The 25,906-nt window shown below is 71.8% G+C and carries 23 protein-coding genes and 1 tRNA gene; 8 read left to right on the top strand and 16 right to left on the bottom strand.

What is annotated here, in order from left to right; translation table 11 throughout:
• Positions 1–114 precede the first annotated feature (114 nt).
• Positions 115–1,374, top strand: a complete 1,260-nt coding sequence (locus AC07DF_RS01245) for an amidohydrolase family protein (RefSeq protein ID WP_478965825.1) — start codon at positions 115–117, stop codon at positions 1,372–1,374.
• Between the two features lie 216 nt (positions 1,375–1,590).
• On the top strand, positions 1,591–2,247 hold the full coding sequence (locus AC07DF_RS01240; protein WP_478965823.1) for an NAD(P)H-binding protein: 657 nt from the start codon (positions 1,591–1,593) through the stop codon (positions 2,245–2,247).
• 21 nt (positions 2,248–2,268) lie between these two features.
• Here AC07DF_RS01240 and AC07DF_RS01235 read toward each other — a convergent pair whose 3' ends face one another.
• Positions 2,269–2,481, bottom strand: a complete 213-nt coding sequence (locus tag AC07DF_RS01235; RefSeq protein WP_478965821.1) for a hypothetical protein — start codon at positions 2,479–2,481, stop codon at positions 2,269–2,271.
• A 221-nt stretch (positions 2,482–2,702) separates the two neighbouring features.
• Here AC07DF_RS01235 and AC07DF_RS01230 point away from each other — a divergent pair, with 221 nt between their 5' ends.
• The gene (locus tag AC07DF_RS01230; protein WP_478965819.1) at positions 2,703–5,084 is read left to right on the top strand and encodes an MFS transporter; all 2,382 of its coding nucleotides are present in this window, start codon (positions 2,703–2,705) and stop codon (positions 5,082–5,084) included.
• Between the two features lie 211 nt (positions 5,085–5,295).
• Here the strand turns inward: AC07DF_RS01230 and rox are convergent, their stop codons facing one another.
• Together rox and AC07DF_RS01220 are read right to left on the bottom strand one after the other, a co-directional pair.
• Entirely contained in the window at positions 5,296–6,723 is a 1,428-nt protein-coding gene (gene rox, locus AC07DF_RS01225; RefSeq protein WP_478965817.1) for a rifampin monooxygenase, read from the bottom strand.
• Positions 6,724–7,050: 327 nt separating this feature from the next.
• Positions 7,051–7,132 (bottom strand) — tRNA-Tyr (locus AC07DF_RS01220).
• A 222-nt stretch (positions 7,133–7,354) separates the two neighbouring features.
• On the opposite strand from AC07DF_RS01220, the gene AC07DF_RS01215 reads away from it, so the two are divergent.
• Positions 7,355–7,843, top strand: a complete 489-nt coding sequence (locus tag AC07DF_RS01215; RefSeq protein WP_478965815.1) for a YajQ family cyclic di-GMP-binding protein — start codon at positions 7,355–7,357, stop codon at positions 7,841–7,843.
• Positions 7,844–7,948: 105 nt separating this feature from the next.
• On the opposite strand, the gene AC07DF_RS01210 is transcribed toward AC07DF_RS01215, so the two are convergent.
• Positions 7,949–8,215 (bottom strand): GlsB/YeaQ/YmgE family stress response membrane protein, encoded by a 267-nt coding sequence (locus tag AC07DF_RS01210; protein WP_454358854.1) that lies wholly within the window; start codon positions 8,213–8,215, stop codon positions 7,949–7,951.
• Positions 8,216–8,408: 193 nt separating this feature from the next.
• Between AC07DF_RS01210 and AC07DF_RS01205 the strand changes: the two genes are divergently transcribed.
• Entirely contained in the window at positions 8,409–9,686 is a 1,278-nt protein-coding gene (locus AC07DF_RS01205) for an APC family permease (RefSeq protein ID WP_478965813.1), read from the top strand.
• A 172-nt stretch (positions 9,687–9,858) separates the two neighbouring features.
• Here AC07DF_RS01205 and AC07DF_RS01200 read toward each other — a convergent pair whose 3' ends face one another.
• The 12 genes from AC07DF_RS01200 to AC07DF_RS01145 form a co-directional block, all read right to left on the bottom strand.
• On the bottom strand, positions 9,859–10,251 hold the full coding sequence (locus tag AC07DF_RS01200; RefSeq protein ID WP_189728669.1) for a YccF domain-containing protein: 393 nt from the start codon (positions 10,249–10,251) through the stop codon (positions 9,859–9,861).
• Positions 10,248–11,111, bottom strand: a complete 864-nt coding sequence (gene htpX / locus AC07DF_RS01195) for a zinc metalloprotease HtpX (RefSeq protein ID WP_382489286.1) — start codon at positions 11,109–11,111, stop codon at positions 10,248–10,250. Before htpX ends, AC07DF_RS01200 begins: the two co-directional genes overlap by 4 nt.
• A 239-nt stretch (positions 11,112–11,350) precedes the next feature.
• On the bottom strand, positions 11,351–12,874 hold the full coding sequence (locus AC07DF_RS01190) for an NADH-quinone oxidoreductase subunit N (protein ID WP_478965810.1): 1,524 nt from the start codon (positions 12,872–12,874) through the stop codon (positions 11,351–11,353).
• Positions 12,871–14,445 carry a complex I subunit 4 family protein gene (locus AC07DF_RS01185; RefSeq protein WP_478965808.1) on the bottom strand — a complete coding sequence of 525 codons (1,575 nt, stop codon included), beginning with the start codon at positions 14,443–14,445 and terminating at the stop codon, positions 12,871–12,873. Before AC07DF_RS01185 ends, AC07DF_RS01190 begins: the two co-directional genes overlap by 4 nt.
• 6 nt (positions 14,446–14,451) lie before the next feature.
• Positions 14,452–16,446: an NADH-quinone oxidoreductase subunit 5 family protein gene (locus tag AC07DF_RS01180; protein ID WP_478965806.1), complete on the bottom strand. Its 1,995-nt coding sequence runs from the start codon at positions 16,444–16,446 to the stop codon at positions 14,452–14,454.
• The gene (nuoK, locus tag AC07DF_RS01175; protein ID WP_478965804.1) at positions 16,443–16,850 is read right to left on the bottom strand and encodes an NADH-quinone oxidoreductase subunit NuoK; all 408 of its coding nucleotides are present in this window, start codon (positions 16,848–16,850) and stop codon (positions 16,443–16,445) included. The genes AC07DF_RS01180 and nuoK overlap by 4 nt, the downstream gene beginning before the upstream one ends.
• Entirely contained in the window at positions 16,850–17,521 is a 672-nt protein-coding gene (locus tag AC07DF_RS01170) for an NADH-quinone oxidoreductase subunit J family protein (RefSeq protein ID WP_478965803.1), read from the bottom strand. Before AC07DF_RS01170 ends, nuoK begins: the two co-directional genes overlap by 1 nt.
• A complete protein-coding gene (locus tag AC07DF_RS01165) occupies positions 17,518–18,180 on the bottom strand; it encodes a NuoI/complex I 23 kDa subunit family protein (protein ID WP_478965802.1) in 663 nt (220 codons plus the stop codon). The genes AC07DF_RS01170 and AC07DF_RS01165 overlap by 4 nt, the downstream gene beginning before the upstream one ends.
• A 2-nt stretch (positions 18,181–18,182) precedes the next feature.
• The gene (locus AC07DF_RS01160) at positions 18,183–19,151 is read right to left on the bottom strand and encodes a complex I subunit 1/NuoH family protein (RefSeq protein ID WP_478965801.1); all 969 of its coding nucleotides are present in this window, start codon (positions 19,149–19,151) and stop codon (positions 18,183–18,185) included.
• The gene (locus AC07DF_RS01155; RefSeq protein WP_478965800.1) at positions 19,148–20,893 is read right to left on the bottom strand and encodes an NADH-quinone oxidoreductase subunit C; all 1,746 of its coding nucleotides are present in this window, start codon (positions 20,891–20,893) and stop codon (positions 19,148–19,150) included. The genes AC07DF_RS01160 and AC07DF_RS01155 overlap by 4 nt, the downstream gene beginning before the upstream one ends.
• Entirely contained in the window at positions 20,890–21,513 is a 624-nt protein-coding gene (locus tag AC07DF_RS01150; protein WP_478965798.1) for an NADH-quinone oxidoreductase subunit B, read from the bottom strand. The genes AC07DF_RS01155 and AC07DF_RS01150 overlap by 4 nt, the downstream gene beginning before the upstream one ends.
• The gene (locus tag AC07DF_RS01145; RefSeq protein ID WP_382489269.1) at positions 21,504–21,911 is read right to left on the bottom strand and encodes an NADH-quinone oxidoreductase subunit A; all 408 of its coding nucleotides are present in this window, start codon (positions 21,909–21,911) and stop codon (positions 21,504–21,506) included. The genes AC07DF_RS01150 and AC07DF_RS01145 overlap by 10 nt, the downstream gene beginning before the upstream one ends.
• A 223-nt stretch (positions 21,912–22,134) precedes the next feature.
• On the opposite strand from AC07DF_RS01145, the gene AC07DF_RS01140 reads away from it, so the two are divergent.
• The 3 genes from AC07DF_RS01140 (at position 22,135) to AC07DF_RS01130 (ending at position 25,804) form a co-directional block, all read left to right on the top strand.
• On the top strand, positions 22,135–23,361 hold the full coding sequence (locus tag AC07DF_RS01140; protein WP_478965796.1) for a sensor histidine kinase: 1,227 nt from the start codon (positions 22,135–22,137) through the stop codon (positions 23,359–23,361).
• A gap of 143 nt (positions 23,362–23,504) precedes the next feature.
• The gene (locus AC07DF_RS01135) at positions 23,505–24,869 is read left to right on the top strand and encodes a sensor histidine kinase (protein ID WP_478965794.1); all 1,365 of its coding nucleotides are present in this window, start codon (positions 23,505–23,507) and stop codon (positions 24,867–24,869) included.
• Positions 24,870–25,144: 275 nt separating this feature from the next.
• The gene (locus tag AC07DF_RS01130) at positions 25,145–25,804 is read left to right on the top strand and encodes a LuxR C-terminal-related transcriptional regulator (RefSeq protein ID WP_382580102.1); all 660 of its coding nucleotides are present in this window, start codon (positions 25,145–25,147) and stop codon (positions 25,802–25,804) included.
• The last annotated feature ends 102 nt before the right edge of the window (positions 25,805–25,906 follow it).

The raw sequence follows: 25,906 nt of genomic DNA, 5'->3' as shown, positions 1-25,906 counted from the left end.
CACCGGTACGACTATTGCCCTCCTCCCCGACATGGAAGGGAGGCCGTCCTAGGCTCGACTCACTCTGCGTGATCATGCGTCCTCCCGTGCGCAAGCCCGAGCCCCTGGAGCGCGATGCCCGACAGCCGGCCGCAGCCGCCACCACCCCCGTCGTCCTCTCAAGGTCCGGCCGACCCGTCGTCGCTGCTGCTGTGCGGAGCGCGGCTCACCGACGGCCGGACCGTGGACGTACGGCTGGGCGGCGGGCACATCGAGGCGGTCGGGACGGCCGGCAGCCTGGCGGCGGGCGGCACGCGCGCGTGCGGGGCGCGGGTGGACCTCGGCGGCTATCTGCTCCTGCCGGCCCCGGCCGAACCGCACGCCCACGGCGACACCGCCCTGTCGGCCGACACCGAGGGACCGGTCCCGTACGAGTCGCAGGACGTGCAGCGCCGGGCGACCGAGGCCGCGCTGCTCCAGCTCGGGCACGGGGCGACCGCCCTGCGGGCCCACGTGCGCGTGGGGGACGTCCAGGGACTGGGGGCGCTGGAGGCCGTGTTGCAGGCGCGGCGCGCGCTGCGGGGGCTGGCCGAGCTGACGACGGTCGCGATGCCCCGGGTGCTGACCGGAGTGGCCGGGGCGGACGGGCTGGCGGTGCTGCGGGACGCGGTGAAGATGGGCGCCTCGGTGGTGGGCGGCCGGCCCGATCTCGATCCGGATCCGACGGGGTACGTGGAGGCGGTCCTGGAGGTGGCCTCCGAGCACGGCTGTCCGGTCGACCTGCACACGGACGCCGGGGATCCGGCGCGGCTGGCCCGGCTCGCCGCGATGGCTGGCGGGCTGCGTCCCGGCGTGACCCTGAGCCCGTGCGGCGACCTCGGGCGGTTGCCCACCGAGGTGGCCTCGCGGACCGCCGACCAGCTCGCGGCGGCGGGCGTGGCGGTGGTGTGCCTGCCGCAGGGCGGCTGCGGCGGCGTGGACCGGCGGGGAGCGGCTCCGGTACGGCTGCTGCGCGCGGCCGGGGTGCGGGTGGCCGCCGGGAGCGGGGCGCTGCGGGACGTGTCGAACCCCGTGGGGCGCGGCGACCCGCTGGAGGCGGCGTTTCTGCTGGCCTCGCGCTATGGGCTGGCGCCCGAGGAGGCGTACGAGGCGGTGAGCGGGTCGGCGCGGGCGGTGCTGGGGCTGCCCGAGGTGCGCGTGGAGGCGGGCTTCCCGGCCGAACTGCTCGCGGTGCGCGGGGACCGGCTGGCGGGGGCGCTCTCGCTGGCGTACAGCCGGGTGGTGGTGCACCGGGGGCGTGTGGTGGCGCGGACCAGCGCGGTCCGGGAGTACTGCGATTCGGCGGCTTCGGCGGAACTGGGGTTGCCGCGGCAGGGGCGGGGGGAGGTGTCGTAGGGGCGGGGGTCGGTCGTGGGGGCGGGGGTCGGTCGTGGGGGCGGGTCGTCGTAGGGGCGGGGGCCGGTCGTGGGAGGGGTCGGTCGTGGGGCGTGGGCCGGTCGTGGGGGCGTGGATCGGGGGGACGCGCGCCCGGTGGCCGGTGGGGGTGTAAGTCGGTGGGGCGTGGCTGAAGTCGTGCGGCGGATGGGGGCGTCCGGGCGTACGGTCGAAGGCATGCGCATTGTCATCGCTGGTGGTCATGGTCAGATCGCGTTGCGGCTGGAGCGGTTGCTCGCCGCGCGCGGGGACGAGGTAGCGGGGATCATCCGTAAGGCCGAACAGGCCGACGATCTGCGGGAGGCCGGTGCCGAACCGGTCGTGCTCGACCTGGAGTCGGCGTCCGTGGACGAGGTCGCCGAGCGGCTGCGGGGTGCCGACGCGGCGGTCTTCGCGGCGGGCGCGGGCCCGGGCAGCAGTGCGGCCCGCAAGGACACGGTGGACAAGGCCGCGGCCGTCCTCTTCGCGGACGCGGCGGTGAAGGCGGGCGTACGGCGCCTCGTGGTCGTGTCGTCCATGGGCGCCGACCCGCGGCACGAGGGTGACGAGATCTTCGACCTGTACCTGCGAGCCAAGGGCGAGGCGGACGCGTACGTGCGCGGCCTGAACGCCCTGGACTGGACGATCCTGCGGCCCGGTCAGCTCACCGACGACGCCGGCACCGGTCTCGTCCGCCTGGAGGCGCGCACGGGCCGCGGGCCGATTCCGCGGGACGACGTGGCCGCCGTACTGGCGGAGTTGGTGGACACCCCGGCGACGGCCGGGCTCACCCTGGAGCTGATCAGCGGACCGGCGCCGGTGTCCGTGGCGGTGAAGTCGGTGGCGGGGAACTGACTCTTCCGGGGCGGTGTCTCCCTAGAACAGGGGCAGTTGGCCGGGGAATTCGGGCACCGCGTAGCCGTCCAGGGACGGCTGCTCCGCGCCGAGCTGGGCCTGCCGACGGGAGCCCGGGCACGAGGTGAGTTCGCCGTGTTCCCGGGCGCCCGGCGGGTCGTGGCGCGCGTACCGCCCCGCGACGACGGCGATCTCGCGGCGGCACTCGGGGCAGATTCTGCGGCGGGAGGACATGGGGCCAGTGTGCCGCGCGGGCGGCCCGAGTATGCCTGTCCTCCTCTGCTCCGCGTCTCCCCCTGCGCTGCTCTGCGTCTCACCCTCCCCCTGCTCTGTTCGATCTGCCTTCGCTCACCGCACCCTCACCCGATTGCGGTTGCGGTTGCTTAAGTCAATCAATGGACTTAGGTTTGACGGGTCGCGCTGTCCCTGACTGACGCCCCTACGGAGGCCCGGCCATGTCCCACGCCCTTCCCCGGCCCACCGACGACGGGAAGCCGGCGGCGCCACGGGCCAACGCCGTCGTCGCGGTCCTGGCCTTCGGCGGGATCGTGGTCTCGCTGATGCAGACCCTGGTCATCCCGATCGTCCCGGAGCTCCCCCGGCTGCTGAACGCCCCGGCGTCGGACACCGCCTGGGCCGTCACGGCCACGCTGCTCGCCGCGGCCGTCGCCACCCCGGTGACGGGCCGGCTCGGCGACATGTACGGCAAGCGCCGGATGCTCCTGATCAGCCTCGTCATGCTGGTGGCCGGCTCGGTGACCGCCGCGCTCAGCGACACGCTCGCCCCGATGATCGTCGGACGGGCGCTGCAGGGCCTCGCGTCCGGTGTGATCCCCCTCGGCATCAGCATCATGCGGGACGAGCTGCCCGCCGAACGGCTCGGCTCCGCCACGGCGTTGATGAGCGCATCCCTCGGCGTCGGCGGCGCCCTCGGACTGCCCGCCGCCGCGCTGATCGCGGACAACTTCGACTGGCACACCCTGTTCTGGGCCTCGGCCGGGCTGGGCGCCGTCGCCCTCGTGCTGGTGCCGGCCATCGTGCCCGAGTCGCGGGTGCGCACCGGCGGGCGCTTCGACCTGGTCGGCGGCATCGGCATGGCCGCGGGGCTGGTGTCCCTGCTGCTGGCGATCTCCAAGGGTGCCGACTGGGGCTGGAGCAGCGGCACCACCCTCGGTCTGTTCGCGGCGGCCGTGGTCGTGCTGCTGGTGTGGGGCTGGTGGGAGCTGCGCGTCAGGGAACCGCTGGTCGACCTGCGCACCACCGCACGCCGTCAGGTGCTGGTCACCAACCTCGCCTCGATCGCCGTCGGGTTCGCGATGTTCGCGATGTCCCTCGTCATTCCGCAGCTCCTGCAGTTGCCTGAGGCGACCGGCTATGGCCTGGGCGAGTCCCTGCTCGTCGCCGGGCTGACGATGGCCCCGTCCGGCCTGGTCATGATGGCCACGGCCCCGGTCTCCGCCGCCCTGTCCAAGGCCAAGGGCCCGAAGATCACTCTGATGGTCGGCGCACTCATCGTGGCCGCCGGGTACGGGCTGAACATCGCGCTGATGTCCGAGCTCTGGCACTTCGTGGTCGTCACCTGCGTCATCGGGGCGGGTATCGGCTTCACCTACGGTTCGATGCCCGCGCTCATCATGAGCGCGGTACCGGCCTCCGAGACGGGCGCGGCGAACAGCCTCAACACGCTGATGCGCTCCATCGGTACGTCGACGGCCAGCGCGGTGGCCGGGGTGATCCTGGCCCAGATGACGACGCCCTTCGGGCCGACCGCCCTGCCGTCCCAGAACGGGTTCAAGGTCGTCCTGGCCATCGGGGCCGGGGCCGCGCTGCTCGCCTTCCTGGTCGCGTCGTTCATTCCGCGGCAGTGGGTGGGGGAGGCGGCGGGTGTGGAGTCGGCGGAGGGCGAGGAGCCGGGGGACGGTGAGGTGCGTGGGGCCGGTGAGGCGCTTGGGGCCGGCGGGTCAGCTCTGGTTGAGCCGGCTGTCGAGGGACCGGCCGTCGCGAGGCCTGCCGTCGAGAGGTCTGGTGTCGCGAGATCTGCTGTGGCGGAGGTTGAGACGGTGGGGTCCGCCGGTGCCGGGATCCCGGTGCGGGGGCGTGTCCTGGGTGCCGAGCGGGTGCCGGTCGGCGGGGCCGCGGTGACGTTGATCTCGCTCGGTGGCAAGCAGCTCGGGCGGTCGGTCTCGCGGGCCGACGGGTCGTACGGCATGGACGCTCCCGGCGCCGGTTCCTACGTCCTGATCGCCTCGTCGGAGGGCTACCAGCCGCAGGCCTCCATGATCGTCGTGGCCGGTGAGCCGGTGGCGTACGACGTGCTGCTGAGCGGCACCAGCGGGCTCGCCGGTGTGGTGCGGTCGGCCGACAGCGGGACGCCGGTCGCCGAGGCCGTGGTCATCGTGACGGACGTTCGCGGGGACGTACTGGCCACCGGACGGACGGATGTGCTGGGCGAGTTCACCGTCACCGACCTGGTGCCGGGCCCAGTGACCCTCGCGGTCAACTCTCCCAAGCACCGGCCGCTGGCCCAGATCGTCGAGATCGGCGGGGCCGGGACCACCCGGGTCGAGCTCGAGTTGCGGCCTGGCGCGCAGGTGCGGGGCACGGTGCGCGGAGGGGGCGCGCCGTTGAGCGACGCGCGGGTGTCGCTGGTGGACGCGGCGGGCAATGTGCTCGCCACGGCCCGGACCGGCCTCGACGGGGCGTACGCCTTCTCCGACCTGGACACCGGCGCGTACACGGTCATCGCGACCGGGTATCCGCCGAGGGCGGCTTCGGTGTCGGTCTCGGGCACCGGTGTGGACGACCATGACATCGAGCTGGCTCACGGGAGCGAGTAGGGGGCGCGGGAGGCGGGGCGCGCGGGGTGTGGTGCAGTGCGCGCTCGGCGGGTTGCTGTATTGCCTGCGGGCCGCCGCTCGATGTCAGGTCGCTCAGTCACGCCCCCCTCGCCCCGGCTGCCGCGCCGAAGCTGCGCCCGAAGCTGCGCGGCAGCCGGGCGGGCAGTTCGTGCGAGTGTGCCGCCGCCCCCGTCCTGGCTGCCGGACGCGCTCAGCCCGTCGCCGCGCCGAACCACCTCGGCAGTCTGGCGAGCAGCTCCTGCTGGTCCTCGCCGACCCAGGCCACATGGCCGTCCGGTCGCAGGAGTACCGCGGGTGCGTGCAGTTCCTCGCTGACGTCGACGACGTGGTCGACCCGATCCGCCCAGCCCGCCACTGACAGCCTGCCGGTCTGGTCGAGCAGCAGTCCGCGGCCGCCGCGCGTCAGCTCATAGAGACGCCCGCGCTTCAGCGTCACGTCCCGCAGTCGTCGGCCGAGGAGTTCATGGCCCTCGCCGAAGTCGTAGCGGACCGCGATCGCGGTGATCTTCTCGATCAGGTACCGGTTCACCTCCTCGAAGTCCATCAGTTCCTCGACCAGCCGGCGCACGGCCCGGGGCCCCGGCTCGGAGAGCAACAGCTCCACCTGCGCACGGGTGTTGTCCAGCACGTTCGCAGCCACCGGGCGCCGTTCGGTCTGGTAGCTGTCGAGCAGCCCCTTCGGTGCCCAGCCGCGCACCTCGGCGGCCAGTTTCCAGCCGAGGTTGAACGCGTCCTGGATCCCGAGGTTGAGCCCCTGCCCGCCGGTCGGCGGGTGGATGTGCGCCGCGTCGCCGGCCAGCAGCACCCGGCCGACGCGGTAGCGCTCGGCCAGCCGCGTGGCGTCGCCGAACCGGGACAGCCAACGCGGCGAGTGCACACCGAAGTCGCTACCGGCGAAGTGCCGCAGCCGCTCCTTGAACTCCTCCAGGGCCGGCGGAACCGTGCGGTCCTCGGTCACGCCCTCGGCCGGCACGATGACGCGGTATCCCCCGCCTTCGAGGGGCATGACGCCGAACCGCCACTCGGTCCTGCGGACTTCGGCCACTGCGGCCGCCAACTCCTCCGGCGGCACGGCCAACTCCATCTCGCCCAGCAGCGTCTCGTGCCGGGCGGGCTCTCCGGGGAAGCCCACGCCGAGCAGCCTGCGCACGGTGCTGCGGCCGCCGTCGCAGCCGACGAGGTAGCGCGAGCGCAGCAGTGTGCCGTCGGCCAGTTCGGCGGTCACACCGTCGTCGTCCTGGCTCAGCCCGACCAGCTCGCTGCCGCGCCGGAGTTCGGTGCCGATCTCGACGGCGTGCTCGGTCAGCAGGCGCTCGGTCACGCTCTGCGGGATGCCGAGCACGTACGCATGCGCGGTGTCCAGCCGGTCGGGCCACGACGTGCCGATGCCGGCGAAGAACCCGCCGGTCGCGTGCTTCCGGCCGAGCCGGAGGAAGCGCTCCAGCAGACCGCGCTGGTCCAGCAGCTCGATGCTGCGCACGTGCATCCCGAGCGCGCGTGACTGCCCGGTCGGCTCCGCCAGTCTCTCCAGCACGACCACGTGCACACCGTGCAGCCGCAGCTCGGCGGCCAGCGTCATGCCGGTCGGCCCAGCGCCGACAATGATCACATCAATCACGGCAAACCCCATTTTTCGCCTGTTTCCAGCTCCAGGCCAAAGATTCTGCGGCCCGACCGGGGGCTTGCCGCAAGGTCCCCCGCGCGCTATACGTTGAGAGTGGCAGGGAGTACGTGACTCCTTGCCTTTCGTTTTGCCTGAGGGCCACGCCGATCACCGCGGCGCCCGAACTCCCGTATCCGTCACTGGCGTTCACCGCCTCCGCGCCATGGCCGCCGAGTGAGAGACGCGTCACCCCTGCCCCGAGCAGCGCCGCCCCTGCGGCCACCGCACACGAAAAACCCCCTTCCGCTGCGTCTCCGCAGAGGAAGGGGGTTCTCCCCAGTGTGGCGGCGCCAGGATTCGAACCTGGGAAGGCTGAGCCGGCAGATTTACAGTCTGCTCCCTTTGGCCGCTCGGGCACACCGCCGGGGGTAGCTGCCCTTCGAACCGCTTTTCGGCGGCGCTCCGTGGCAACGACGTAAACAATACCTGATGTGGAGGGGTGCTTCGCCACCCGATTGATCGGCGCCCGAAGGGCGGGGGGTGGCTAGGCTTGTCCGGATGCGGCCCGGGACCTGAACGGGACCGGCGGCCGCCCCACGTACGCCGGTACGCACGATACGCACCCCGATACAAGGAGCCACAGGACATGGCCGACTCCAGTTTCGACATCGTCTCGAAGGTCGAGCGGCAGGAGGTCGACAACGCACTCAACCAGGCCGCCAAGGAGATCTCGCAGCGCTACGACTTCAAGGGCGTGGGCGCCTCGATCTCGTGGTCCGGTGAGCAGATCCTCATGGAGGCGAACTCCGAGGACCGGGTGAAGGCGATCCTCGACGTCTTCCAGTCCAAGCTGATCAAGCGCGGCATCTCGCTGAAGGCTCTGGACGCGGGCGAGCCCCAGCTCTCCGGCAAGGAGTACAAGATCTTCGCTTCGATCAAGGAGGGCATCTCCCAGGAGAACGCGAAGAAGGTGGCGAAGGCCATCCGCGACGAGGGCCCGAAGGGCGTGAAGGCCCAGGTCCAGGGCGAGGAGCTGCGGGTCAGCTCCAAGAGCCGTGACGATCTGCAGGCCGTCATCGCCCTGCTCAAGGACAAGGACTACGACTTCGCCCTGCAGTTCGTGAACTACCGGTAGGTCCGCTCGGGCCCTCGAGGCTCACGGTCTGCGCAGGTACGAGAAAGGGTGGGCACCGCTGGTGTCCACCCTTTCTCGTCTGCCGGCCGCGGTCGGTGGGCGCGTTCAGCTGCGCGAGTTGCCGAACAGGAGGCGGTAGGCGACCAGGAGGACGAGCGATCCGCCGATCGCCGCGGCCCAGGTCGTGCCGTCGTAGAAGTCCTTGGTGATCGGGTGGTCCATCCAGCGGGCGGATATCCAGCCGCCGATGAAGGCGCCCGCGATGCCGATCAGGGTCGTGCCGATGAGGCCGCCCGGGTCGCGCCCGGGCAACAGGAACTTCGCGATGGCTCCGGCCAACAGTCCCAGGATGATCCAGCTGATAATGGTCATGCCGTGAACCTGCCCTTTCACGCTGTGCCCGCACTGTCCCGGCCATGTGATCTTGCTCCCGGCAGGCCGTGCCCGTGCGTCGTACGTCGGGCGTACCGCGCGCGTCGTCCTTGCCGCGCGCTTTCACGCCGTCTTGGTCGGGAGGACGCCCTGACGGCACCCACCGGTTGCACTGATCAGTAGGGTGCGACGCATGACAGTCTCCGGTTCTGGACTGCGCCGTAGCCTCGGCGTGGGTGACGCCGTGGTAATCGGTCTCGGCTCGATGATCGGAGCAGGGATCTTCGCCGCCCTCGCGCCGGCCGCGCACGCTGCCGGGTCCGGGCTGCTCCTCGGGCTCGCCGTCGCCGCCGTGGTCGCCTACTGCAACGCCACGTCGTCGGCTCGCCTCGCCGCCCTGTATCCCGCCTCGGGCGGCACGTACGTCTACGGGCGTGAGCGGCTCGGGGAGTTCTGGGGGTATCTCGCGGGCTGGTCGTTCGTGGTCGGGAAGACGGCCTCCTGTGCGGCGATGGCGCTCACCGTGGGCATGTACGTCTGGCCGGGGCAGGCGCATGCGGTGGCGGTCGCGGCCGTGGTGGCGCTGACCGCGGTGAACTACGGCGGGATCCAGAAGTCCGCGTGGCTGACGCGGGTGATCGTGGCGGTGGTCCTGGCTGTCCTCGCTTCCGTCGTGGTCGGGTGTCTGGTGTCCGGTGCGGCCGACGCCGGGCGGCTGGACGTCGGGGCCTCGGGGGGTGCGGGCGGCGTGCTTCAGGCGGCCGGCCTGCTGTTCTTCGCGTTCGCCGGGTACGCCCGTATCGCGACCCTCGGTGAGGAGGTACGCGACCCGGCGCGCACCATTCCGCGCGCGATTCCGCTGGCCTTGGGCATCACGCTGGTGGTGTACGCGTGTGTGGCGGTGGCTGTCCTTTCGGTGCTCGGGTCGGACGGTCTCGTGGACGCGGCGGCACCTCTGGCCGACGCGGTGCGGGCGGCCGGGACGCCCTGGCTCGTGCCGGTGGCGCGGGTCGGTGCGGCCGTGGCCGCGCTGGGATCACTGCTGGCTTTGATCCTCGGGGTCTCGCGGACGACCCTGGCCATGGCCCGGGACCGGCATCTGCCGGGGGCGCTGGCGGCCGTGCATCCGCGGTTCCAGGTGCCGCACCGGGCGGAGCTGGCGGTGGGTGCGGTGGTCGCGGTCCTGGCCGCCACGGTGGACGTCCGGGGGGCGATCGGGTTCTCCTCCTTCGGTGTGCTGGCGTACTACGCCGTGGCCAACGCGTCGGCCTGGACACTGGGTTCGGCATCGACTTCGGCATCGGCGGCGCTCGCCGCTCGGGTGGTGGCGGGAGTCGGGCTGGCCGGGTGCGTGGTGCTGGCGTTCTCGCTGCCGGCGATATCGGTGGCCGTGGGAGCGGGGGTGCTGGTGGTGGGCGTGGTTGTGTATGGAGTGCGGCGGTGGGCGGGGGCCGGAGCAGGGAGGGCCTAGGGCTGCGGGGCGGTCGGGGCAGGCACTCCGCCGCTGGTGCTGGTCGGGCACTCGTGGCCCGTGGCAACTGCTCGATCGCGGTCATGGGTTCATCATGCGGGCCGCCGCTGACAGCCGGGCGGGCCTGTGGATAACCCCTGGCCTGTGGAAACCGGGCTGCGTCGCCCCGCCGTCAGCGTGCCGTGAACGGCTCGTCGGTCCGGACGATGTCGCGGCCGAGCGGGAGCAGCGAGACCGGGATGAGCTTGAAGTTGGCGATGCCGAGCGGGATGCCGATGATCGTGACGCACAGGGCGATGCCGGTGGCGATGTGGCCGAGGGTCAGCCACCAGCCCGCGAGCACCAGCCAGAGGACGTTGCCCACGCAGGACGGCGCGCCCGCGTCACGGCGCTCGACCGTCGTGTACCCGAAGGGCCACAGGGCGTAGACGCCGATGCGGAAGGCCGCTATGCCGAACGGGATCCCGATGATGGTGATACAGAGGAGCAGGCCCGCGAGCATGTAGGCGAGGAACAGCCAGAAGCCGCTCAGGACGAGCCATATGACATTGAGAATGGTCCTCATTGGTTCCCACCTGCCATCTTCTCTAGCCGGGCGATGCGTTCCGCCATCGGCGGATGCGTGGAGAACATCTTCGAGAGGCCCTGGCCGGGGCGAAACGGGTTCGCGATCATCATGTGACTGGCGGTCTCGATACGCGGCTCGGGGGGCAGCGGGAGTTGCTTCGTGCCGAGTTCGAGCTTGCGCAGGGCGCTGGCCAGGGCGAGTGGGTCGCCGGTGAGCTGGGAACCGGAGGCGTCCGCTTGATACTCCCGGGAGCGGCTGATGGCCAGTTGGATGAGCGAGGCGGCGAGCGGGCCCAGGATCATGATCAGCAGCATGCCGAGCAGGCCGGGGCCGTCATCGTCGTCCGAGCGCCCGATCGGGATCAGCCAGGCGAAGTTGACCAGGAACATGATCACGGAGGCGAGGGCGCCGGCGACCGACGAGATGAGGATGTCGCGGTTGTAGACGTGGCTGAGCTCGTGGCCGATGACGCCGCGCAGCTCGCGTTCGTCCAGGAGGCGCAGGATGCCTTCGGTGCAGCACACGGCGGCGTTGCGCGGGTTGCGGCCCGTGGCGAAGGCGTTGGGCGCCTCCGTCGGGGAGATGTACAGACGCGGCATGGGCTGGCGGGCCTGGGTGGAGAGCTCGCGGACCATGCGGTAGAGCCCCGGGGCCTCGAACTCGCTCACCGGGCGGGCCCGCATCGCGCGCAGTGCCAGCTTGTCGCTGTTCCAGTAGGCGTACGCGTTGGTGGCCAGTGCTACCAGGACGGCGATGACGAGCCCCATGCGGCCGAAAAAGCTGCCGATGACGATGATGAGGGCGGACAGTCCCCCGAGGAGGACTGCGGTCCTGAGCCCGTTGTGCCGGCGGTGCACGGTACGCCCTCCAAGTGGTGCGGCAGGGGGACCCTTGCTCGGTGATCTGCGGTGCCCACTGGTGCCGTGGTGTCACGTCCAGTGGACCCTCCCGTACTGGTCAACGCCAGGCGGGGGGCACTAGTTCCCTTGTGCGTGCGGCGCCGGGTATGGGCCGTCCGGGTGAACGGCGCCGGGAAGCGGCACGCGCGCGTGGGGAGGCGGGTGCCCCACGCGCGCGTGGCGAAAGCGGATGTCGTTCAGAAGAGGGCGGTGTCGGTGAAGCGCAGGACGAGCTGGGGTGCCCCGGACAGGGCGATGCCGAGGACGCCGGTCAGGGCGATCGCGGCGGTGAGAGGGGCGGGGACCCGGTGCTTCGCGGGCTCGCCCTCGGGGGCGCGGAAGAGCAGGGTCGTCCACTGGAGGTAGTAGAACAGCGCGATGACGACGTTGACGGCCATGATCACGGCCAGCCAGCCGAGGCCCGCGTCGACGGCCGCCGCGAAGACGGTGACCTTGGCGAAGAGGCCGATGATGCCCGGCGGCAGTCCGGCGAGGCAGAGCAGGAAGAACGCGAGGAGCACGGCGGACAGGGGGCTCGACGCGTACAGGCCGCGGTAGTCGGAGACGCGGTTGAGGGTCTTGGTGCGGCCGACCAGAACCGCCACGGCGAAGGCGCCGAGGTTCACGGCGCCGTACATCAGGGCGTAGGCGACGGTGGAGCCGACCGACTTCTCGGCGTCCCCGGAGTACGCGGCGGCGGCGATCGGTACGAGCAGGTAGCCCGCCTGTCCGACGGACGACCAGGCGAGCAGGCGGACCGCGCTGTACGCGCGCGTGGCCCGCTGGCGCAGGGCTCCGACGTTGCCCACGGTCATGGTGAGCGCGGCCAGGACCGCCAGGGCCGGGCCCCAGAGGTCGGCGTACGACGGGAGGGCCACGACGGTGACGAGGATCAGGCCGCTGAAGCCGACCGCCTTGCCGATGACCGACAGGTAGGCGGCGATGGGCAGGGGCGCGCCCACGTAGGTGTCGGGCACCCAGAAGTGGAAGGGCACGGCGGCCGTTTTGAAGGCGAAGCCGACGAGGGTGAGGACGACGCCGGTCTGGGCGAGCGTGTGGAGCTGTCCGTCGACGTTCTGAACGCGGTCGGCGACCTGGGTGAGGTAGAGGGTGCCCGTGGAGGCGTACACGAAGCTGATGCCCATGAGGCTGACCGCGGTCGCGGTGACCGAGGACAGGAAGAACTTCAGGGCCGCTTCGGAGGACTTCCGGTCGCCGTACTTCAGGCCGACCAGCGCGAAGGCGGGCAGGGAGGCGACCTCCAGGGCGACGATCAGGGTCGCCAGGTCGCGGGAGGCGGGCAGGAGGGCGGCGCCGGCGGCGGAGGACAGCAGCAGGAACCAGTACTCCCCTTCGGGGAGGTCCTTGCGGCCGTCCTTCAGGGCGGTGACCGACAGAAGGGCGGTGAGGAGGGCTCCGCCGAGGACCAGGAACTGGATGACCAGGGTGTAGCGGTCGGCGGTGTAGCTGCAGACGGTGGCGTCGCCGGTCAGGCAGAAGGTGCTGCGGTCGCCGTCCAGGATCGGCAGCAGCATCAGGGTGGCGGCGGCCAGGCCCGCCACCGACGTCCAGCCGAGCAGCGTCTTCCGGTGCTCGGCGACGAACAGGTCGGCGACCAGGACGACGAGTCCGACGACCGCCGCGATGGTGGGCGGCGCGATCGCGAGCCAGTCGACGGACTGGACCAGCGACGCGGCCAGGGGCTGGGCCGGGGAGCTCATCGGTTGCCTCCTGCGAGGAGCTGCTGGACGGCCGGGTCGCTCAGGCCGAGGAGGGCCTTGGGCCACAGGCCCGCGACGACGGTGAGGGCGACGAGCGGGGTCCAGGCCGCGAACTCGTACGAGCGGACGTCGGTGAGCTTCGGGTCGTCCTGGGGCAGGGCGCCCATGCAGACGCGGCGGACCACGATCAGCAGGTACGCGGCGGTCAGCAGGGTGCCGAACGCGCCGATCGCCATGAAGGTGAGGAAGGCGGGACGGCTGAGGCCCGCGGCGGGCTGGAACGCTCCGAACAGGGCCAGCATCTCTCCCCAGAAGCCGGCCAGGCCCGGCAGGCCGAGCGAGGCGACCGCGGCGAAGGCGAGCAGACCGCCGAGGCGTGGGGCCTTGCCGTAGAGGGCGGCTCCGGTCTCCTCGGCGAGGGTGTCGAGGTCGGTGGTGCCGGTGCGGTCCTTCAGCGCGCCGACCAGGAAGAAGAGGAGGCCGGTGATGAGGCCGTGGGCGATGTTGGCGAAGAGGGCGCCGTTCACACCGGTCGGGGTCATGGTGGCGATGCCGAGCAGGACGAAGCCCATGTGACCGACGGACGAGTAGGCGATGAGGCGCTTGAGATCGCCCTTCGCGCCCTGCTTGGCGAGGGCCAGGCAGGCCAGGGATCCGTAGATGATGCCGACGACGGCGAGCGCCGCGAGGTAGGGCGCGAAGGTGCGGAACCCGTCGGGCGTGATCGGGAGCAGGATCCGGACGAATCCGTACGTACCCATCTTCAGCAGGACACCGGCCAGCAGGACCGAGCCGACGGTCGGCGCGGCGGTGTGGGCGTCGGGCAGCCAGCTGTGCAGCGGCCACATCGGCGTCTTGACCGCGAGGCCGATCCCGATCGACAAAACGGCGATGACCTGCACGGATGTGCTCAGCGACCGGCCGTTGTCAGTGGCGAGTGCCATCATGTCGAACGTGCCCGCCTTGAGCCCGATCAGGAGCAGGCCGAGCAGCATGACGACGGAGCCGAGCAGCGTGTAGAGGATGAACCGCCAGGCGGCCTGGCTCCGGCCCTCACCGCCCCAGCGGGCGATGAGGAAGTACATCGGGATGAGGACCATCTCGAAGGCGAGGAAGAACAGCAGCAGGTCGAGGACGGCGAAGGTCGCCAGCGTGCCGGACTCGAGGACGAGCAGCAGGGCGACGAATGCCTTCAGGGTCGGCCCCGCGGGCATCTTGAAGTACGAGTAGAGCGCGCAGAGGAAGGTCAGCAGCGCGGTCAGCACCAGAAGGGGGAGGGAGATGCCGTCGATGCCGAGGTGGATGCGTACGTCGAGTGCGGGGATCCAGCTGATGTCCGTGCTGGCCTGCATCTTCGACGGCTGGTCGTGGTCGAAGCCGAGCGCGAGGACGATCGCCGCGATGAGGACCGCGCCGGTGACGGTGACGCCGTGCCGGAGCACTGCCTGCTCGGGTGACTTCCCCTTCAGCCCGGGCGGAGCCGGCAGGAGGGCCGCGGCGGCGCCGAGGAGCGGGCCGACGACGATGAACGCCAGAAGGACCTGCATCACGGACTCGTTGATATCGATCACGCCTGCTCACGCTCCCGTGGCGACGAGGACGGCGGCGACCGCGAGGACGACGGTGCCGGCGAGCAGCGCGCTCACATAGGTCTGGACGTTGCCGGTCTGGGCGCGTCGTACGGCGGCGCCGAGCCAGCGGGGCAGCGCACCAGCACCGCGTACGTAGGTCTCGACGACCTCGCGGTCGAGGAACCGGACGAGGCTCGCTCCGCCCTGGACCGGGCGGACGAAGAGGGCCGTGTACACGGCGTCCAGGTGGAAGCCGGCGGCAGCGTGCCGGTGCAGGGGGCCGAGCAGGAGCCGTCCCGGGTCGGCGGGGTCGGGCGCGTAGGCGATGTCGCCGTAGGCCGGCTCGTGGGTGGCGATGGCTTCCGCCTCGACCTGGGCGGCGTCGCCCTCGGGGTGGGCGGCGACCGCGCCGAGCGGGACACGGGCCGCGAGCGCGGTGGTGTGCCGCCAGGCGCCGTAGGTGACGATGCCGCCGACCAGGGCCACGCCGGTGCCGAGCACGGAGGTGGTGAGGGTCGGGCCGAGGTCACGGCCGTCGAACCAGTCGGGCAGCAGGCGGAAGGCGAATCCGCCGAAGGCCAGGGACGGGAGGGCCAGCACCCACAGCACCACGGTCATCGTCAGCGGCTCCTTGCCGTGGTCGGGGGCTTCGGTGCCCCGGCCCCGGAAGGCGAGCAGCCACAGGCGCATCGCGTAGGCGGCGGTGAGCAGGGCCGTGAGCAGGCCGGCGACGAGGACGATCCAGCCCGCGGCTGCTGGGGCGTGCTCGGTGTGTCCGGTGACGACGTGCTCGGCGACGCCGAGGACGGCCTCCTTGGAGAAGAAGCCGCTGAAGGGCGGGATCGCGGCGAGCGCGAGCAGCGCCACGGTCATCGTCCAGTAGGCGTCGGGGACGCGGTCGCGCAGGTTCCGCATGCGGGACATGGCGGCGAGCGAGTTGGTGCCGGCGGCGTGGATGATCACGCCGGCCGCGAGGAACAGCAGCGCCTTGAAGGCGCCGTGGGACAGGAGGTGGAAGACGGCGGCTCCGCGGTCGCCGACGGCGAGGGCGCCGGTCATGTAGCCGAGCTGGCCGATCGTCGAGTAGGCGAGGACGCGCTTGATGTCGTCCTGGGCGAGCGCGGCGAGCGCCGAGCCCGCCATCGTGACGGCGGCCATGACGGCGAGGACGACCATCGCGGCCTGGGAGGCCTCGAAGACCGGGAGGAGACGGGCGATGAAGTAGACACCGGCGGCGACCATCGTCGCGGCGTGGATCAGCGCGGAGACGGGGGTCGGGCCCGCCATCGCGTCGGGGAGCCAGGTGTGCAGCGGGAACTGCGCCGACTTGCCCGCCACGCCCGCCAGGAGCAGCAGGGCGATCAGCGTCGGGTGGTCGAGCGATCCGCTCGCGACGGCGCCGAGGACCTTCGTGATGCGGAAGGAGCCGGCGTCGGTGGCGAGGGCGAACAGGCCGATGAGGAAGGGGACGTCGCCGAGCTTGGTGACCAGGAAGGCCTTGAGGGAAGCGGCGCGGGCTTCCGGGGTCTCCCAGTAGTGGCCGACCAGGAAGTAGGAGCAGATGCCCATGACTTCCCAGCCGACCAGCAGCACGATCAGGTCGCCGGAGTAGACGACCAGGAACATCGCGGAGGTGAACAGGGAGACGAGAGCGGCGTACGAGGGGTAGCGCGGGTCGTCGCGCAGATAGCCCGTCGAGTAGATCTGCACGCAGGTGGCGACCAGACCGACCACGACGGCGACGAGGGCGGCGAAGCCGTCGATGTGCAGGGCGAGTTCGATCGGGACCGAGCCGGTCGGGGTGAGTTCCGTGGCCGCGTTGACGGCCGTGTCACCGCCCTGCCGTGCGGCGACCAGCGCTGCGAGCACCAGGGAGGCGAGGGTCGGCAGGACGGCCAGCGGGCGGACGAAGCCCGGTGCCGTGCGGCCCAGGAGCAGGCCGGCGGCGGCGCCGAGGAACGGAAGGAGGGGGACGAGGACGGCGAGGGTGGTCGTGGTCACGCGGTGGCCTCAGCCTTCTGGGCCTCGTCGGACGGCGCGACCGTGAGTGCGTCGTGGTCGGGGCCGTCGTCGCCGTCGGGGTCGTGCCGTTCGGCGGTGTCGCGGAGCTTGTCGATGTCTGAGGTGCCGCGGTTGCGGTGGACGGCGAGGACGATCGCCAGGCCGATGCCGATCTCGGCGGCGGCGATGGCGATGGTGAACAGGGTCAGGGCCTGGCCGGAGTGCAGGGTCTCCTCGGCGGTCTTGCTGAGCCAGACGTCAAAGGCGACCAGGTTGAGGTTGACGGCGTTGAGCATCAGCTCGACCGACATCAGGACCAGGATCGCGTTGCGTCGCGCGAGGACGCCGTACAGGCCCGTGCAGAAGAGGAGGGCGGAGAGGACGGCGGGATAGGCGAGGTGCATCAGCGGGTGCCTTCCTTCTCGCTCCGGCCGGCCGGGGTGCCCTCGGCTGGGGTGTTCCGGGACGCGGTCGCCGCGCCGGCCTTCGCCTTGCGGGACAGGACGATCGCGCCGACCAGGGCGGCGAGGAGGAGGACGGAGAGGGCCTCGAAGGGGAGGACCCAGTTCTGGAAGAGGCTGGCGCCGGTGGCCTCGGTGGAACCGGCGGCGGGGCCGTCCAGGTTGATCCAGGTCGTGCGGAAGGCGTCGACGACGACCCAGACCAGGGCGGCGGCCGCGGCGAGGGCCACGGTGAGGGCGGCCCATCGGTTGCCGGAGTCGGCGTCCGGGGAGCGGCCGATCGGGGCCCTGGTGAGCATCAGTCCGAACAGGAGGAGGACGACGACGGATCCGACGTAGATGAGGACCTGCACCCAGGCGATGAACTCGGCGGTGAGCAGGAGGTACTCGACGGCCAGGCCGCCGAGGGTCACCACCAGCCACAGGGCGGCGTGCACCAGCTGCCGGGTGGTGACGGTGACGATCGCGGCGCCGAAGGTCACCAGGCCGACGAGGAGGAAGGCGATCTCGACGCCGGTCGGGGAGAGAAAGCCGTGGCTCTCGGCGGCCGTGGTGGTGTGCGCCGCCGTGGTGGTGGCGTGTGCCGCTGTCGTGGCGGCTGCGGCCAGGGTCATTCCTGTCCTTCCTGCCGGTCCGCGGGCCGCTGCCTCGGCTGGTCGGTCTGCTGCCGGGAGTCGCCCGCCGGGCGGGTGGGGGCCTCCGCCGCGCGGGCCCGCTCGTCGGCGGCGGACTCGGTGGGCGCGGGCTGCTGCTGGGCCGCGAGCTTCTCGGCGGTCTTGCGGGCGGCGGCGACTTCCTTCGGCTCCTCCGCGGCGGGGTCGAGGGCCGGCGGGGCCGGGACGGTCCACATCCACTCGCGGAGCTTGTCGCGCTCGTGGGTGAGGTCGTGGATGTCGGTCTCGGCGTACTCGAACTCCGGTGACCAGAACAGGGCGTCGAAAGGACAGACCTCGATGCAGATACCGCAGTACATGCACAGGGAGAAGTCGATGGCGAAGCGGTCGAGAACGTTGCGGCTGCGCTCGCGGCCGCCGGGGGTCGCCGCCGGGACCGTCTCCTTGTGGGAGTCGATGTAGATGCACCAGTCCGGGCACTCGCGGGCGCAGAGCATGCAGACCGTGCAGTTCTCCTCGAACAGGCCGATCACACCGCGGGTGCGGGGCGGGAGGTCGGGCTGGGCGTCCGGGTACTGCGCGGTGACGGACTTCTTCGTCATCGTGCGGAGGGTGACGGCCAGGCCCTTGGCCAGGCCGCTGCCAGGAATGGGGGCCATGGTTACTGGATCACCACCTTGACGACGCCGGTGAGGGCGATCTGGGCGAGGGCGAGGGGGACGAGGAGGGTCCAGGCGAGCTTCTGGAGCTGGTCCTCGCGCAGGCGCGGGTAGGTGACGCGCAGCCAGATCACCAGGAACGCGAGGAGGGCGGTCTTCAGCAGGGTCCAGACCCAGCCGAGGCCATCGGCGCCCCAGGGGCCGTGCCAGCCGCCCAGGAAGAGGACGGTGGTGAGGCCGCACAGGACGACGATCCCGGCGTACTCGGCGAGGAGGAAGAGGGCGAAGCGGAGGCCGGTGTACTCGGTGTACGCGCCGAAGATGATCTCCGAGTCGGCCACGGGCATGTCGAAGGGAGGGCGCTGGAGTTCGGCGAGGCCGGCCACGAAGAAGACGATCGCGCCGACGATCTGCCAGGGCAGCCACCACCACTCGAAGGCGTCGAGGATGCCGGGGAGGGAGACGGTGCCGGCCGCCATCGCCACGGAGGCCGCGGTGAGCAGCATCGGCAGTTCGTAGGCGAGGAGTTGGGCGGCGGTGCGGAGGCCGCCGAGGAGGGAGAACTTGTTGGCGGACGCCCAGCCGGCCATGAGCGAGCCGAGGACGCCGACGCCCATGACGGCCAGGACGAAGAAGACGCCCGCGTCGATGACCTGGCCGACGGCTCCCTCGTCCGGGCCGATGGGGATGGCGAGCAGGACGAGGAGGTAGGGCAGCAGGGCGACGGCGGGGGCCAGTTGGAAGATACGGCGGTCCGCGCCCGCGGGGACGACGTCCTCCTTCTGCGCGAACTTCACGCCGTCGGCGATCAGCTGGGCCCAGCCGTGGAAACCGCCGGCGTACATGGGGCCGACGCGGCCCTGCATGTGGGCCATGACCTTGTGTTCGGTCTGGCCGATGATCAGGGGGAAGGTGAGGAAGACGACGAAGACGACCAGGAGTCGCAGGGTGACGTCTAGGGCGTCGTTCACCGCGTGCCTCCTGTGGGGTCGTCGGGGGTGTCCGTGGGCTCTGTGGCCTCTGAGGGCTTTGAGGGCTCGGAGGTCTCTGAGTCGTCCGAGGGCTCGGGGGCCGGCGGCTGCGCGGTCTCGGGCGACGACTCCGTCGTGGGTTCCGGTTCGTCGAAGGCCGGGCGGGCGTGGTGCCAGGGGGCGTCCGAGCTGCGGGGAGTGGGGGCAGACCTGCCCGGTCGGTTGTCGCCATGGTCGGTGGCGGCGCGTTGGCTCGCGCTGCCCTCCGACGCGCTGCGCGCGCGGCGCGGTCCCGCCGAGGGGGTCGGGGGTTGGGCCTCGGCGGCGGGAGGCTCCGGCTGCCCGGTGATCGGCGTATCGGTGCCGGGCACCGCTGCTTCGGAACCGGTCGCCGGGGATTCGGACCCGGGCGCCGGGGATTCGGACCCGGGCGTCGGCGAATCAGGTCCGGTCGCCGGGGATTTTGATCCGCTGGACGTCTGACTCGCCGAGCCGTCCGCGGCGGTACGCGTGCGACGCGGGGCGGCCGGGGACGAGGGTGCAGTGTCGCCGGGCGTGGTCTGGCGTACCGAGCCTTCCGCAGCCGAACGCGCACGACGCGGAGCACCCGCAGACGGAGCCGGGGGTTCCGGGGCGCCCGCAGCGGTCTGGCTCGCCGAACCCTCCGCCGCCGTGCGGTTACGCCGTGGCCCCGTCGGAGCCGAAGCAGCCGCCTCACCGGGCGGGGACTGACTGGCCGAGCCTTCCGCAGCCGAACGCGCACGACGCGGGGCACCCGCAGACGGAGCCGGGGGTTCCGGGGCGCCCGCAGCGGTCTGGCTCGCCGAACCCTCCGCCACCGTGCGGTTACGCCGTGGCCCCGCCGGAGCCGAAGCACTCGACTCCCCAGGCGGGGACTGACTGGCCGAGCCCTCCGCAGCCGAACGCGCACGACGCGGAGCACCCGCAGACGGAGCCGGGGCTTCCGAGGCACCCGCAGCAGCCTGACTCGCCGAGCCCTCCGCCACCGAACGCGCACGACGCGGAGCACCCGCAGACGGAGCCGGGGCTTCCGAGGCACCCGCAGCAGCCTGGCTCGCCGAGCCCTCCCCCGCCGAACGTGCCCGTCGTACGGGGCGTTCGCCTGTGGCGCGGGGCGTCGCGCCCCGGGCAGGGCGGGACGGGGCCGGGGGGAGTTGGCCCTTCAGGGGGCCCCATTCGTTGGGGTCGGGGACGCCGGGCGGGAGCATCTGGCGGCGTTTGGGACCGCCGTGTTCGGACTCGCCGGGTTCCTTCGCGCCCGGCCAGGCCTTGGCGACGCGGGCGGCCAGGACGAAGTCCTTGCGCAGGGGGTGGCCTTCGAAGCTGTCGGGCAGGAGCAGGTGGTCGAGTGCCGGGTGGCCTTCGAAGGCGATGCCGAACATCTCGTGCGTCTCGCGTTCGTGCCAGGCGGCGCCCGCGTAGACGGGGACCGCGGAGGGCAGGGCGGGGGCCTCGTGCGGGATCGTCGTACGCAGCAGGAGGCGGCGGAGGGGAGACAGGGCCGCGATGTGGGCCGTGACGCGGAAGCCCGTGCCCGGCTCGTCGACCGCGCTCAGCCAGTCGAAGTAGGTGCAGCCGAGCCGGTCGCGGGCGGTCTCCAGGGCGGAGATCCAGGTCGCCGGCGGGACGTCGACCGTCAGGACCTCGTACGACTCCTCGGCCGTGGCGTCCGGACCGAAGAGTTCCTCGGTGCCGGTGGGCAGCCAGCCGACCGCGGTCATCGTCCCTCCCCGGGCGCGGAGTCGGACGGGGACGGTGGCTTCACCAAGCCGCTCTGCAGCGCCGCCGCGGAGGGGCGCCCCGTGCCGTACCGCTCTCCGAGGGACTCGCGGGCGATCTTCTCCTGGAGCTTGAGGATGCCCTGGAGCAGCGCCTCGGGACGGGGCGGGCAGCCGGGGACGTAGACGTCGACGGGGATGATCTGGTCGACGCCCTTGGTGACGGAGTACGAGTCCCAGTACGGGCCTCCGCAGTTGCTGCACGCGCCGAAGGAGATGACGTACTTGGGTTCCGGCATCTGCTCGTAGAGGCGCTTCACGGCCGGGGCCATCTTGTCCGTGACCGTGCCGGAGACGACCATCAGGTCGGCCTGGCGCGGGCCCGGGGCGAACGGGATGACGCCGAGCCGGATGAAGTCGTGGCGGGCCATCGACGCGGCGATGAACTCGATCGCGCAGCAGGCGAGGCCGAAGTTGAAGACCCAGAGCGAGTAGCGGCGGCCCCAGTTGAGGATCACCTTCATCGGCTCGGGTGCGAGGCGCGCGAGGGCGCCGAGCCGCTTCGGTTCCGGAAGCAGTACGGGTTCGGGGCCGGCGGGGGTCACGTCGGGGGTCACGTCCATGCCAGGACGCCCTTCTTGTATGCGTAGAGCAGGCCCACGGCCAGGAAGCCGAGGAAGATGAACATCTCCACCAGGGTGGTCGCGCCGTAGCCGGGGGCGGCGAAGACGGTCGCCCAGGGGAACAGGAAGATCGAGTCGACGGCGAAGATCACGTAGAGGAAGGCGTAGACGTAGTAGCGGACCTGGGTGTGGGCCCAGCCCTCGCCGACGGGGTCGACTCCGCATTCGTACGTCAGGAGCTTCTCGGGCGTGGGGACCACGGGCCGCAGCAGGCGGCCGGCCCCGAAGGCGACGGCGACGAACAGCACGCCGACGGCGGCGAGCAGTCCGACGACCGAATAGGACTGGAAGTAGTCCGCCGCGACGACGGTCGTGGTGACGACGGTCGGTTCCGGCACGTCCGTCCCTCGCTCCCTAGAAACTCGGACCTGGTCCTGCGGCGATCCCCCGGTTCACCCGGACGCCGCTGTTCGACGATCTGTACGCACGGGAGTCTAGGCCCTGATAAAGGCAGGGTAAGCAGCCCGTCACGCCCCGGCATGCGGGGGTGGGGTTTTCCTCAGTCCAACCTGGCGGTCCACCTCATGGCGCGGCTGCCCTCAGCCGGGCACGCTAACGCGTATGACCGAACGCTTCCCGTCCACCGGCGCCGAGGCGGCCGCGACGACGGCCGGGCAGGACGACCGCCCGCCACCGCCCCGGTTCGCCTACGACCGGCACACCTGGAAGGAGATCGCGCACCTCCTGGCGAACCTTCCTCTCTCCCTTCTCGGATTCACCTACGTCATGACGGTGCTGTTCACCAGCTTCTGGCTGACCGTCACGGTGATCGGGTTCCCGCTGCTCGCCGCCGGACTCATGGGAGCGCGGCAGTTGGGCAAGCTGGAGCGGGCGCGGGCCAGGGCGCTGCTCGGGGTGCGGGTGGACGAGCCGAGCCGGCTGCCGCTGCGCGGCTCCGGCGGTTTCCTCGCCCAGGTGTGGATGTCGCTGAAGGACCCGGTGGGCTGGCGTGCGGTGCTGTACGAGTTCATCCGGCTGCCGTGGGGCGTCCTCACCTTCACCATCACGCTGACCTCGCTGTTCGTGCTGTGGCCGGTGCTGCCGTTCATCGCGCGGGGGCTGGCCAACGCCGATCGGGCCATGGTGCGCGGGCTGCTGTCGCCCTCGGACGAGCTGGAGCGGCGCATCGCCGAGCTGGAGTCGGACCGGGGGGTCGTGGTCGACACGGCCGCGGCCGACCTGCGGCGCATCGAGCGGGATCTGCACGACGGGGCGCAGGCCCGGCTGGTGGCACTGGCCATGGGTCTCGGCCTGGCCAAGGAGAAGGTGCTGGAGGACCCCGACGCGGCGGCGGCGATGGTCGAGGAGGCGCACGGCGAGGTGAAGCTGGCGCTCCAGGAGCTGCGGGATCTGGCCCGTGGGATCCATCCGGCGGTGCTGACCGACCGTGGCCTGGACGCGGCCCTGTCCTCGGTCGCCTCGCGCTGCACGGTCCCGGTGAAGGTGACGGTCGACCTGCCGGCGCGGCCGGCCGCGGCCATCGAGGGCATCGCCTATTTCACCGTCTCGGAGCTGCTGCAGAACGTCAGCAAGCACAGCCGGGCGAAATCGGCGTCGGTGGATGTCTGGCGGACGGCCGACCGGCTGCTCATACAGGTGTGGGACGACGGCCGTGGCGGCGCGAGTCTCGACGGCGGTACGGGGATGAAGGGCCTGGCCGACCGGCTGGGCGCCGTGGACGGACTGTTCGTCCTGGAGTCGCCCGAGGGCGGCCCGACGACGGTCACGGCGGAACTGCCGTGGCGCGACCGTACGGACGCCTCCGCCGCGGGCACCGGCAGCCCCTGAGCCACGCCGGTAAACCGCTGGGCCGGAGGTGGGGAAAACCCCCCGTCCAAGACGCCGACGGACTCCATGGTCCGCCGACCTGCGACGGAGCAGGGTGGAGGTATCGGGAGCACCACCGCGGGACGAGGAGAAGGACGACGCCGATGGCCACGGAGTACGGACAGGGATACGGACTCGACGGCGGGTCCGGGTACCCCGGGAGCACCGAACGACGGCGGCACCGGCTGCCCGTCGCGCTGCGGGCGCCGGTCGAGGGCCGCACCTGGCGCGAGCTCGGCTACGTGCTGCTCAGCCTGCCGATCAGCATCATGCTGTTCGTCTACGCGGTGACGATGGTGTCGCTGGGGGCGGGGTTGCTGGTGACGTTCCTCGGCGTACCGGTGCTGGCGGCGGCTCTCGCCGGGTGCCGCGGTCTGGGGGCGCTGGAGCGGGCGCGGGCACGGGCGCTGCTGGACCTGGAGGTGGCCGGGCCTGAGCCGCTGCGGATGAAGAAGCCGGGCGCGATGGCGTGGATGGGTGCCGTCCTCAAGAGCGGCGCCTCGTGGCGGGCCCTGCTGTACTCGGTGCTGCAGCTGCCCTGGGCGGTGTTCTCGTTCGCGGTCGCCGTGAACGTGTGGGTGCTGGGCTGGGGGCTGCTGACCTATCCGCTGTGGTTCTGGGTGTTCCCGATGTACGCCGGCCAGGACGGGGTCCAGCTGTACGGCGACGAGACGCACCGGGTCTACCTCGACAATCCCTTCGAGATCACGATGACCGCGCTGGTGGGCCTGCTGTTCACGATCGCCGTGCCGTGGATCCTGCGGGCGCTGACGATGGTGGACCGGCTGCTGGTGCACGGGCTGCTCGGGCCGTCGCGGCTGGCCTCGCGGGTGGTGGAGCTGGAGTCGGACCGGGGGGTCGTGGTCGACACGGCCGCGGCCGACCTGCGGCGCATCGAGCGGGATCTGCACGACGGGGCGCAGGCCCGGCTGGTGGCGCTGGCCATGGATCTGGGGCTGGCCAAGGAGAAGCTCCAGGAGGATCCGGAGGCGGCCGCGCGGATGGTGGACGAGGCGCACGGCGAGGTGAAGACGGCGCTGCAGGAGCTGCGGGACCTGGCCCGGGGGATCCACCCCGCGGTGCTGACGGACCGGGGTCTTGACGCGGCACTGTCGGCGGTGGCCTCGCGGTGCACGGTGCCGGTGCGGGTCGAGGTCGACCTGACGGAGCGGCCGGCGCCGGCGATCGAGGGAATCGCGTACTTCACGGTGTCGGAGCTGCTGCAGAACGTCAGCAAGCACGCGCGGGCGACCTGGGCGGGCGTGGAGGTCTGGCGGACCGAGAACCGGCTGATGCTGCAGGTCGTGGACAACGGTGCGGGCGGGGCCGACGTGTCCCGGGGCTCCGGCCTCGCGGGGCTGGCCGAGCGGCTCGACGCGGTGGACGGGATCCTGGTGGTGGACTCGCCGGCGGGCGGGCCGACCCGGGTCACGGCGGAGCTGCCGTGGCGGGGCGCGTACGTGCGGTGACCTCCGGTCGGGGCGGCGGGTGAGGGGACGTTCCGTCTCCGGCTCGCCAGGGGGCTCCACCCCCCGGACCCCGCCTATGCCACCCGCCACCCGAATCAGTCGGACAGGAAGTGAGCCCTCCTCCCCGAATCACTCGGACAAGAAGCCGGTCCTACCCCCCATCCACCGCCCGATCCTGAAATGCTGGACCCGTCGCACGGGTGGGCGCGGAGCCGTTGTGGGCCGCGGACGGGCGGCATGGGGCTGTGGGGGGCCAGAACATCGTGGAGGACAAGGTGCGGGTGGTCATCGCCGAGGATTCAGTGCTGCTCAGGGAGGGCCTGACCCGGCTGCTGACCGACCGCGGGCACGAGGTCGTCGCCGGGGTGGGTGACGGCGAGGCACTGATCAAGACCATCACCGAGCTGGACGCCCAGGGCGAGCTGCCGGATGTCGTGGTGGCCGATGTGCGGATGCCGCCGACGCACACCGACGAGGGCGTGCGGGCGGCGGTGCAGTTGCGCAAGGCGCACCCGGGGCTCGGTGTGCTGGTGCTGTCGCAGTACGTGGAGGAGCGCTACGCCACGGAGCTGCTCGCGGGCTCCAGCCGGGGTGTCGGCTATCTGCTGAAGGACCGGGTGGCCGAGGTCCGTGAGTTCGTGGACGCGGTGGTGCGCGTGGCCGACGGCGGTACGGCCCTCGACCCGGAGGTGGTCGCGCAGCTGCTGGGCCGCAGCCGTAAGCAGGACGTGCTCGCGGGGCTGACGCCGCGGGAACGGGAGGTGCTGGGGCTGATGGCCGAGGGGCGGACGAACTCGGCGATCGCCCGGCAGCTGGTGGTCAGCGACGGAGCGGTCGAGAAGCACGTCAGCAACATCTTCCTGAAGCTGGGGCTGTCGCCGAGCGACGGGGACCACCGCAGGGTGCTGGCCGTGCTGACGTACCTCAATTCCTGACATGCGCCGCAAGGGTGCGTGATCACCGCGTGATCACCCCAAAGGCGCGTCCAAGATGCGAATGACACAAAGAAGGCGACCCTTACGGACGTAGGGTTGATC

Source organism: Streptomyces sp. NPDC044719 (genome assembly GCF_056433405.1).
This window is presented reverse-complemented; position numbering and strand designations above follow the sequence as displayed.